At 36.0% G+C, this 7,750-nt stretch carries 6 protein-coding genes; 2 read left to right on the forward strand and 4 right to left on the reverse strand.

All coding sequences use genetic code 11. The features are described 5' to 3' along the window. Nucleotides 1-6: 6 nt before the first annotated feature. Together BLW20_RS02030 and BLW20_RS02035 are read right to left on the reverse strand one after the other, a co-directional pair. Entirely contained in the window at nucleotides 7-612 is a 606-nt protein-coding gene (locus BLW20_RS02030; RefSeq protein ID WP_091095796.1) for a DUF5017 domain-containing protein, read from the reverse strand. Nucleotides 613-624: 12 nt separating this feature from the next. Beyond that, the gene (locus BLW20_RS02035) at nucleotides 625-3,411 is read right to left on the reverse strand and encodes a TonB-dependent receptor (RefSeq protein ID WP_091095798.1); all 2,787 of its coding nucleotides are present in this window, start codon (nucleotides 3,409-3,411) and stop codon (nucleotides 625-627) included. Between the two features lie 137 nt (nucleotides 3,412-3,548). Between BLW20_RS02035 and BLW20_RS02040 the strand changes: the two genes are divergently transcribed. Then, on the forward strand, nucleotides 3,549-4,619 hold the full coding sequence (locus BLW20_RS02040; RefSeq protein WP_177165012.1) for an endonuclease/exonuclease/phosphatase family protein: 1,071 nt from the start codon (nucleotides 3,549-3,551) through the stop codon (nucleotides 4,617-4,619). 78 nt (nucleotides 4,620-4,697) lie between these two features. Here the strand turns inward: BLW20_RS02040 and BLW20_RS02045 are convergent, their stop codons facing one another. Both BLW20_RS02045 and BLW20_RS02050 read right to left on the reverse strand, forming a co-directional pair. After that, a complete protein-coding gene (locus tag BLW20_RS02045) occupies nucleotides 4,698-5,114 on the reverse strand; it encodes a hypothetical protein (RefSeq protein ID WP_091095803.1) in 417 nt (138 codons plus the stop codon). 52 nt (nucleotides 5,115-5,166) lie between these two features. Then, a complete protein-coding gene (locus tag BLW20_RS02050; protein WP_091095805.1) occupies nucleotides 5,167-7,146 on the reverse strand; it encodes a KUP/HAK/KT family potassium transporter in 1,980 nt (659 codons plus the stop codon). 310 nt (nucleotides 7,147-7,456) lie between these two features. Between BLW20_RS02050 and BLW20_RS02055 the strand changes: the two genes are divergently transcribed. Beyond that, nucleotides 7,457-7,648: a hypothetical protein gene (locus BLW20_RS02055; RefSeq protein ID WP_091095807.1), complete on the forward strand. Its 192-nt coding sequence runs from the start codon at nucleotides 7,457-7,459 to the stop codon at nucleotides 7,646-7,648. Nucleotides 7,649-7,750: the final 102 nt, after the last annotated feature.

Below are 7,750 nucleotides of genomic sequence, written 5' to 3' on the forward strand. Positions count from 1 at the left end.
TAAAAATTAAAATACTTTAATATTGTCTATCATATAAGCACCTGCATTTGCACTTGCTGTTCCGCCTGTTGCTTTAAAAGCAATATGAATGTTTCCGCTGTATTGGCTTAAATCAACTGCACCTGAATTAAAGAAATCGTAATTGAACCCGCTGCCTGTTTTTGGTCCGTTAAACGTTAGTTCGTTCCAGGTTGCTGTGGTTACATCTCCGGTAAAATTGGTTGAAACAAAAACCTGTAAGTAGTTGTTTTCGGTATTTACTACGTGGTGTTGTGCACTTTGGAATGTTAAACGTTTTTTCACGGCACTGTCTAAATTAATTGCCGGAGTAACAAACCAGGCAATGTTTAAGGCTTCGTTACTGTTAAAAGGTGAAAATTCGTAATAGGCGTTTCCGTTATACGAGTTTGAAAACCATTTTTTGGTTCCGCTTTCGGCAACATTTGTAAAAGGTGTTTCGTCAAAAGTACCGTCGATTACTTTTTGAAAATCTTCTAAATAAATCGTGGGACTGTATTGCGGTAATTCCTGTTCATCTTCCGGAGAACAAGCTGTAAATAAACCTGCAATGGTTAATAAAGCTATAGGGAATATATATTTTAAATTTTTCATTATCACTTTAAATTAAAAGTTGATGTATAAGTTTAAGAAATAGGTTCTTCCGTATCCGTAGAAATATTTAGGTCCAAAAGTGCGTGTGCCGCTTGCGTGATCCATTAATAATTCGCGGTAATTGGCATTTCGGGCTTGTTCAAAACCACCTGTTTTATATTCTAAGTCCAAAACGTTATTAACCGATGCAAAGAAGCCAAAGGTTTTGTTGTTTATTCTCCACGATTTACCTCCTTGTACATTCAATAAAAAGATATCGTCTAATTTTTCTTGTTTTAACAAGTTGCGGGCAACATTGGTATCAACATCAGGGAACGCTGCCCCGCCTTGCCCAGGTTCGTTAAAGAAATTGTTTGTTCTTAGTAAAGGCGAAATGTCTAAATACAAATCGGTTAAAAAGTTGGCATTGGCACCAATCCACCAATAATTTGGATCGCGGTATTCAATTCCTAATGAATAAGCCTGTTGCGGACTGCCTGCAATACGGTAGTTTTTAATGTAACTTGTTCCGTAATTTACCATTGGGTTTAACCCGTTTTCGCGACGGCTGTCAACATTTAGATAAACATCTGCATTGTCTGAATAAATGGCTTGCCCAAAGTTTGCAGCAGCAGTTACCTTAATGGTTTTGGTTACTTGATATTCAGCGCCTAATTCAATGCCCATGCTTTGTTTAGAAATGTTTCGGGTAACTTCAGAAACAAAATCGCTGCTGGTGTCGTCGTCCATTTGTACGTCGATACCATCGGCATAAAAGAAAGCAATTTCTGTTGCATCTTTGATTTCGTTAAAATAAGCTCCAATTCTTCCTTTTAATTTTGGCGTCCGGATGATGTAACTTAAATCGGTACCAAACACTTTTTCGTCGGTTAAGCCATCAACAGTGGCATCGCTGATACGTGCGTTTGAATAACTGTTGCGAATTGACGGTGCTTTTGTGTAATAGCTTGCATTGAAGTTAAAAATGTGCTGACCTGTCAGTTTGTAAGTTACCCCACCTTTTAAACCGTAGTTTTCAAAAGAAATTTTTTTACCTTTTCCATAAGACGAATCGGCGTAAAGGGCATTTTTATACAAACCTTCGCGTTGATAATCGGTATATGAAACGTTTTGACCTAAATAGAAATTGATCTTGTTAAAGTTGAAATTAAACTGTGTAAATAAATCTACAACGTTTGCGTGCATAATGTAGTTGTATCCGTATTTATCGCCTTCATAAATTTTACGGTCCGGGTTGTTTAGGTCAGCATCTCCGTATTCGTCTTTTAAGAACAAATCTTTATCTTCTAAATACTGTCCTCCCAGCAAATCAATCATTTCCTGATAGCTTTCAGAACGTAAATTGCGGTAGGTTAAACCGGCATTAAATCCAACCACGTTAGAAATTTGTGTGTTAAACAAGGTGTTGGCGGTTAACTGATTGTCTTGCATAACATCGGCATACAACGCATTTACAGCATATCCTTTTGAAATGTTTTGTTGGTATAAACGATCCCAGTTAATTTGCGAATTGTTTAAGAAATCAACTCTGTTTTTATCTGCATTTGTATAATCAGGTATCCAGATTGGGTTGGTACCCGATGTATCGTGATAATTCAAATAATAACTCGGTAGGTTTTTGTAATAGGTTGGATCCGGATTGTTTGCTCCGTTATACTCTAAACGGGTATTTGAGATTTTTCCAAACTGATAAGCCACATTGGTATTTAAACTCGATTTTTCACTGATTTTCCAGTAATGGCTTAAAATAAAAATAGGTTCTTCTACATCTTTATCGCGAGAATTGCGTTTTTTGCCGTTTTGCCAGCCCCAGTATGAGTTGTATTTGTAACCCATTAAATCGATCACCTCTTGAGTGTTTGGCGAGTTTTTACCACGACTGTTTTGTGCATAAATCGCTGATAAGTTTAAGCTGTGGTTATTGTTTATTTTTTTTTCGATAGCTAAAAAGAATGATTTTGCATCATAGTCTGTTCCTTCAAAAAAGCCTTCGTTAGCCATACGGTAAGACGCCGATGCAGCATAAGCCCATCCGTTTTTAGTCATACCCGAACCGTGTGTGATCATAGCTCTACCATTATAGTTGGTGTTGGCACCTGATAATGAAACACGTGTGCCGGTACGGATAAACGAGGCTCGTGTGTTAATTGCCTGTACACCTAAAATACCGCCAAAAGTATAATCGTTAGGCATAGATCCGTTAATGAATTCTTGATTGCGAGTAGCGTCGTTTAATCCACCCCAGTTAGAATATTGCGGACGACCATCATAGATTTTGTTCATAGAAATACCGTTAATAAACGTATTTCCATATTCGTTATCTAATCCTCTTACTCTAAAACGGGCTTGCCCCCAGTTAAAAGCTGCAGCTTGTTGAAAAGCATCACGCGATGCCTGTAATAAGCCCGAAGTTGTTTCAGAACCCGAATTGTCATCGCCCAAATCAATTTCGGTAAGAGTAATCAAACTCAACTGTTGTTCCGAGGTTAGATCTTCTTCCAGATAAATGGTACCTAAATCAACTGTCTGATCGGTTGTTATCTCCAATGCAAACCTCTTCTCAAGATACCCCGTAAAATTAATTAACAATGTTTGGTTGCCCGGTGCCAGATTAGAAATTACAAACTCACCTTGTTCATTGGTGTTTGCCGATAAATTGGTGTTTGATAAACTGGCGGTTACGTTAAATAAAGGTAGCTGTGATTTTGAATCTACAACAACTCCGCGTAACTCTGTACTTTGTGCCCAAGTAGTTAGGGTAATTAGTACCAAAAAAATACTGAGTAGTAGTTTTTTCATAAAAGACTAAAAATTAGCTGTTTAAAAAAAAGTAAGCTTAAACTAAACTTAACATAGTGCAAAGTTAATTATTTTATAAATATTAACTAATTTTGTAAACAGGTTTATTGTAAAATTCATATTAATTTAATATAAGCATGAAACTTAAGTTGGTAATTTTAATAACTTTTATAGGAAGTACGCTGTTTGCACAACCTCAACAGAGATCATATACCATTCATACCGTGGGATTTTACAATTTGGAAAATCTTTTCGATACCATTAGAGATGAACGGATTTATGATGAAGAATGGACTCCTAAGGGTAATAGAAGCTGGGACGGCAAAAAATATCAACAAAAATTAGAAAACCTTTCCCGTGCAATTTCAGAAATCGGTACAGATGAGCACACAAATATGCCCACCATTTTAGGGGTAAGCGAAGTTGAAAACCGTGGTGTTTTAGAAGATTTGGTCAATATGCCCAAATTAAAAAATGCAGCGTATGGCATTGTTCATTATGATTCACCCGACCGACGTGGTATTGATGTAGCGTTGCTGTATCAAACAAAGTACTTTAAGCCAACAAGTTCTAAAAACATTCCATTGTACATTTATGATAAATCTGATGCCCGATACAAAGACAGTAATAATGGCAAAGGAAAACGTATTTATACCCGCGATCAGTTGCTGGTAACCGGTTTGTTAGACGGCGAAGAGATGCACTTTATTGTAAACCACTGGCCTTCACGTTCAGGAGGCGAAAAAAAAAGCAGCCCCAACCGTGAAGCAGCTGCGGCATTGAACAAAAAAATCATCGATTCGTTATATAAAATCAATCCGGATGCAAAAGTTTTTACCATGGGGGATTTAAATGACGGACCTTATAACAAATCGGTAAAGGATGTACTTGATGCCAAAGGAAAAAAAGAAGAGGTGAAAAAAGGCGGAGTTTTTAATCCGATGTACCAATTGTATAAAGACGGTCACGGAACCATTGCTTACCGCGATGCGTGGGATATTTTTGACCAGATTATTTTTACGGAACCTCTTTTACAAAAAGATTATTCATCGTACCGTTATTGGAAAGCAGGGATTTTCAATAAACCCTTTCTAATTCAGAAATCGGGCCAGTATAAAGGGTATCCGTTACGAAATCAATTAAGCGGAGAACCCGGTTTTAGCGACCACTTCCCTGTTTATATTTACCTGATTAAAGAGCGTAAATAGCCTGATATAAATCTATTTTAGGAAACAGTGTAAAATCTAAATAGCGTTTACACTGTTTTTTTATTAAAGAGTTTATCATTATTTTTTAAAGGATACAGTTACTTCATAAGGTCCGGCGTAAGGAAATTCCTGCATTAGGCTTGAACCGATAATGATGTGGTAAGTGCCTGAAAGGTGTAAGGTGTCGTTATATGTTCTGCCAAAAGGACCATCGGCTGTGTTGTCAGGTGCAATAATCTGATTAATACGGATATTGCCTGAATCTTTAGGAACGCTAAGGGTAATGTTTACAATATCATTTGTATTGGCATTAAACGAGAGCGTGTCTTTTTCCTCTAAAACCTTAGTACCCTTAAAATGCAATATTTCTTTTTTAATTGGTGTGGTATCGGTTATTTCAACTGTTTCGGTATCAGGTTTTGTACTTTTTGTGGTTTTATCCTGGCACGAAGCAAAAGCGATAATGGCTAAGAAACCGGTGAATAGCTTTTTCATAATAAGTGGATTTATGAGATTAATAACTTGCTTAATATATTCTGTATCCTGATTAATCCTCCTTATCTTTTCTACGTTTTAACGGAATGTCTTGAATATTCTTGTTTAAAAGCAATGGGTAATATTCAATTTTAACCGAGCTGTTATCTAAACCAAAGGCTTTTTCTTCTGAAAGGCTTCGTTTGCGGATAAAGGCGTAACAATCTAAGACAAATTTTTCGTACCAGGGCAAATCGTTATCGTATGAAACTACTTTTTCAATGATTACGTATTTATGATCTGCGGTAATCTGGTTTTTTCTAAGGGAATGATACGTACTTAACTTATTGAATTCACCGCAGGAACTTAAATCTTCTAAAACCTTTTTAAACAACGGGCTTATTTTTGGGGCATTGCGGAAACCTAAGTAAAAATCGACACGGATAATTTTGTCTGAAAATTTCTTAACCTGATATTCCATTCCGTACGGTTCATCAATGACATTTACATGTAAGATCCAGTAAATATTAGCTCTTTTCGGGCGTTTGTAAAGAATAGAATAAAGAACTTTTGATTCTATCTCGTTTTTGTTTTGGGCGTTGGTCAGATAAATTAAATTGGTAGAATACTGCGGAATACTGTCGTCGTTGCTTAAATCTTCTATCACATCTACATAATCTTTCAGTTTTACAAATTCGGTATAATTTTTACGGATTTGTTTTCCTAAAAACCAGAAACTCATTACGCCGGCAATTATTACAGCAACCAGTAACGAAACATAACCACCGTGCGAAAACTTATCGATATTCGCGATAAAAAAAGAAACTTCTATAACGCTGTAAACCAATACAAATGTAGTGATGATAAATTTGTTGAAACGTTTTAAGATCATGTAGAAAGTCAATAAAATACTGGTCGCCATCATGCACATAATAATTGCCAGTCCGTAAGCGGCTTCCATATTGCTTGATTCTTTAAAATAAAGCACCACTAAAATACAGCCGAAACATAAAATCCAGTTAGTTGACGGGATATAAAGCTGGCCTTTAATGATAGATGGATATTTAACCAGTACACGAGGCCATAAATTTAGGCGCATGGCTTCGTTAATCATGGTGAACGATCCGGTTATTAATGCCTGTGCGGCAATAACAGCCGCCATGGTAGCAACAACAATGCCTATTGGAATGAACCATTGAGGCATCATCAGATAAAACGGATTTTGGATAAATTCGGTTCCGTTTAACAATGTTTTCAAATGCAGATTTTGATGTGATAATAAAAAAGCACCCTGCCCAAAGTAATTGAGAACCAGAGTTACTTTAACAAACATCCAGCTGGCACGGATGTTTTTAATACCACAATGTCCTAAATCGCTGTATAATGCTTCGGCTCCGGTGGTACATAAAAAAACAAACCCCAATACGTAAAATCCTTCAGGATGCTCGGTTAAAAGCAGGTATCCGTAATAAGGATTGATCGCTTTTAAAATTTCGGGAATTTCAATAATCTGTAAAGCGCCGGTAACGGCTAACATTGAAAACCAGATAAACATAATGGGACCAAAGAATTTTCCAATGGTTTTGGTTCCGTAACTTTGAAAAAAGAACAATATTAAAATGATGCCAATAACAAAAGGAATGGTTTGTAAATCGGGATAGTAAATCTTTAAACCTTCTAATGCAGATGAAATAGAAATGGGCGGCGTAATAAAACCGTCGGCAAGCATGGCACTTCCGCCAATAATCGCCGGGATAAGCAGCCAGCGTTTTTTAAGCTTTTTGACCAGCGTGTATAAAGAAAAAATCCCTCCTTCACCGTTGTTGTCTGCCTGTAACGTTAACCAAACGTATTTTATACTTGTTTGAATGGTCAATGTCCAGAATACACAAGAAACTGCACCTAAAACCAGATTGGTTTCTATAGGAGCATCACCAAAAATGGCTTTCATTACGTATAAAGGCGATGTACCTATATCTCCGTAAATGATGCCTAACGTAATTAACAGAGAGCCTGCCGTGACCTTATTAATGCTGTTTTTTCCTTCCAAGATTGTTCCAATTTATCCCCTTTCATTTTTGAAGTATTTCCAATAAAACCGACAAGAAATGAAAATTGTTTAAAAAATGTGGCAAATGTATAAAATTTGCTTATACTAAAGTACTAAAATTAAATTTTCTAAATGTAAGCTAATTGTTGTTTTTTATATACAAAACGGTGTAATGTTTATCGTTACTTTTTTATTTTAATGAAACTGTTTTTTATAAGATACATAATTTTATGTTAATTTATTTATTATATTTACAATATTATAAACAGTATATCCACTTTTGTTTTCTTATTTAGGGTTATGTGATAACAACTTGTGGGTATTCATAAATCTAATTTATCATGAAGAAAATTTTATTTTTTTAGGCGGGGTGGTAGCCCTTACAGCTTGTAGCGAAGACGTTTATCAGGAAGCTGAAATGCAAAACGAAGAATCCGGTTCGCAGTACCAAACCAACAGTTTTGATGATAGTCAGAGTGGCGGAATTGGCAACGTTCAGCTTTGATATTAATGGTTGATTAATTAATAAATTTAAGACTGTATTTATACAGCCTTTACTTAATTTTAAATTATGAAAAAATGTTTACTAATTTTAACAACTGTGCTG

Origin of the sequence: Paenimyroides marinum, from assembly GCF_900108395.1 — a bacterium.
Taxonomy (GTDB): domain Bacteria; phylum Bacteroidota; class Bacteroidia; order Flavobacteriales; family Flavobacteriaceae; genus Flavobacterium; species Flavobacterium marinum.

What these genes read in the sequence shown, in the direction of transcription:
- BLW20_RS02035 (WP_091095798.1), bottom strand. Translation starts at nt 3,411, where the DNA reads ATGAAAAAACTACTACTCAGTATTTTTTTGGTACTAATTACCCTAACT.
- BLW20_RS02040 (WP_177165012.1), top strand. Translation starts at nt 3,549, where the DNA reads ATGAAACTTAAGTTGGTAATTTTAATAACTTTTATAGGAAGTACGCTG.
- BLW20_RS02030 (WP_091095796.1), bottom strand. Translation starts at nt 612, where the DNA reads ATGAAAAATTTAAAATATATATTCCCTATAGCTTTATTAACCATTGCA.
- BLW20_RS02045 (WP_091095803.1), bottom strand. Translation starts at nt 5,114, where the DNA reads ATGAAAAAGCTATTCACCGGTTTCTTAGCCATTATCGCTTTTGCTTCG.